The 2,782-nt window shown below is 70.9% G+C and carries 2 protein-coding genes; both read right to left on the bottom strand.

All coding sequences use genetic code 11. The features are described 5' to 3' along the window. A partial coding sequence (locus VF468_28860) for a transaldolase family protein (protein HEX5882298.1) occupies nucleotides 1–378 on the bottom strand: 378 nt, incomplete at its 3' end. A 55-nt stretch (nucleotides 379–433) separates the two neighbouring features. Beyond that, nucleotides 434–2,638 carry a transketolase gene (tkt, locus tag VF468_28855; protein ID HEX5882297.1) on the bottom strand — a complete coding sequence of 735 codons (2,205 nt, stop codon included), beginning with the start codon at nucleotides 2,636–2,638 and terminating at the stop codon, nucleotides 434–436. Between the last annotated feature and the right edge of the window lie 144 nt (nucleotides 2,639–2,782).

Raw genomic sequence — 2,782 nt, 5'->3', positions numbered from 1 at the left:
GGTGGCCCGGGTCTGGTGGGCCAGCCGCGGGTCGACCTCGATCGACACCCGGCCGTCGACATGGCCGGTGGCCTGGTAGATGCCGGTGAACAGGTCGCAGGCGTCCCGCACGTCGTCGGTGGTGGCCTCCCGGACCGTGTCGTCCACCGAGGCGCCGCGGGCGGCCAGCTCGTCGAGTTGCTGCTGGTAGGCGGCGCCGTCGGCCAGGGCGGCCTGGAAGATGCTCGGATTGGTGGTCACCCCGCTGAGGTGCCAGGTGTCGATCAGCTGTTGCAGGTTGCCGGACTGCAGGCGTTGCCGGGACAGGTCGTCCAACCACAGGGACACCCCCTGCGCGGTGAGGTCGGCCAGCCGGTCGGAGTTGTGGGCTGTGGTCATGATGATCGTCATCCTTTCCGCCGACCGTGCCGGTCGACGCAGGTGTTCGGGGTGTTCAGTTCTTGTCGGGCGCGTGCACGGGGTCGTCGACCCCGGCGTGGTCCAGTGCCTGCGCGTTCGGGGCGCTGGTCGGTCCCCGCCCCGCCTGGGCGGCGGCCAGCGAGGCCTTGGCGGCGGCGACCGCGGCGTCGCCGGTCAGGCCGAACTCCCGGTACAGGGTCTTGAAGTCGGCGGACGCGCCGTAGTGCTCCAGCGAGACCGGGCGGCCGTGCGCGCCGAGCCAGCGCCACCAGGGCTGCGCGATGCCGGCCTCGATCGACACGCGGGCGCTCACCGCGGACGGCAGCACCGATTCGATGTAGTCGTCGTCCTGGACCTGGAACCAGTCCAGGCAGGGCACGGACACCACCCGGGTGCCGATGCCCTCACCCTGCAGCGCCTCCCGCGCGGCCACGGCGATCTGCACCTCGCTGCCCGAGGCCAGCAGGATCACCTGCAGCGGTCCGTCGGCGTCCGCCAGGATGTAGGCGCCGCGGTGCACCCCGTCGGCCGAGGTGCCCTCCAGCACCGGCACCGGCTGGCGGGTCAGGCACAGCCCGACCGGGCCGGCGAACCAGTCGTGCTGCCGTTCGAGCACCGCCCGCCACGCGAAGCTGGTTTCGTTGGCGTCGGCCGGCCGGACCACACTCAGGCCGGGGATGGCGCGCAGCGCGGCCAGGTGTTCCACCGGCTGGTGGGTGGGGCCGTCCTCACCCAGGCCGATCGAGTCGTGCGTCCACACGTAGATCGCCGGGGCGCCCATCAACGCGGCCAACCGGACCGCGCCGCGCATGTAGTCGGAGAACTGCAGGAACGTGCCGCCGTAGGGGCGGGTCGGGCCGTGCATCACGATCCCGGACAGGATCGCGCCCATCGCGTGTTCCCGGATCCCGAAATGCAGGGTCCGCCCGTAGGGGTGGGCGTTCCAGTGCTTGGTGGCCGCGTCGACCGGGCCGAACGAGTCCGCGCCGGCCATCGTGGTGTTGTTCGACTCGGCCAGGTCCGCCGACCCGCCCCACAGCTCGGGCAGCACCGGCGCCAACGCGTTCAGCACCTTGCCGGACGCCGCCCGGGTCGCCAGGCCCTTCGGATCCGGCTCCCAGGACGGCAGCACGTCGGTCCACCCGTCCGGCAGCCGGCGGGTGATGATCCGGTCGAACAGCGCCCTGCGGTCCGGTTCCCGCTCCGCCCAGGCGTCGAAGCCGGTCTGCCAGGTGGCCTTGGCGGTCTTGCCGCGGTCCAGCGCCCGCCGGGTGTGCGCAATGACCTGCGGGTCGACCTGGAAGTCCCGGTCCGGGTCGAAGCCCAGGATCTTCTTCACCGCGGCCACCTCCGCGTCACCCAGGGCGGCGCCGTGCGCCTTGCCGGTGTTCATCAGGTTCGGCGCCGGGAACCCGATGATCGTGCGCAGCTCGATGAACGACGGCCGGTCGGTGACCGCCCTCGCGTTCTCGATCGCGGCCAGGATGCCGGTGACGTTCTCCCCACCCTCCACGCGTTGCACATGCCACCCGTACGCCTCGTACCGGGCGGGCACGTCCTCACTCAGGGCGATGTTGGTGTCGTCCTCGATCGAGATGTCGTTGTGGTCGTAGAACACGATCAGGTTGCCCAGCTGCTGCCGGCCCGCGATCGACGACGCCTCGCTGGTCACGCCCTCCTCGATGTCGCCGTCCGAGGCGATCACATAGATGAAGTGGTCGAACGGCGACTGCCCGGCCGGCGCGTCCGGGTCGAACAGGCCCCGTTCCCGGCGGGACGCCATCGCCATCCCGACCGCCGAGGCCAGGCCCTGACCCAACGGGCCGGTGGTGATCTCCACCCCCCTGGTGTGGTGATACTCCGGATGACCAGGGGTCAGCGACCCCCACGTCCGCAGCGCCTGCAGATCCTGCACCTCAAGGCCGAAGCCGGCCAGGTACAGCTGGATGTACAGGGTCAGCGACGAATGCCCCGCGGACAGCACGAACCGGTCCCGACCCACCCAATGCGGATCCGCCGGGTCGTGCCGCATCACCCGCTGAAACAGGGTGTACGCCAACGGCGCCAACGACATCGCCGTCCCCGGATGCCCATTACCCACCTTCTGCACCGCATCCGCGGCCAACACCCGCGCGGTGTCCACCGCCCGCCTGTCCAACTCCGACCAGTCGTCGGGCACGCGGGCGGTGGTCAACTCCGGAATGTCGGCGGCAGCGGCGGAATCAAGCTGAGCGGTCACGGTGGGACGAGCCTCCAAATTGTCGCGGGCGCGTCGGTAGGACGCCTCGCGGAACGTGTGACGGTGATGACATTCGGTTGCGCAGCACGTCAAGCCTAGTACCGCGCGGTTGATCAAAGGTCGCCGGGCGAATCGTCGGCGGGG

It is taken from the genome of Actinomycetota bacterium (assembly GCA_036280995.1).
Taxonomy (GTDB): Bacteria; Actinomycetota; CALGFH01; order CALGFH01; family CALGFH01; genus CALGFH01.
The sequence above is the reverse complement of the archived record's forward strand: the minus strand, read 5'-3'. Positions and strand labels throughout refer to the sequence as shown.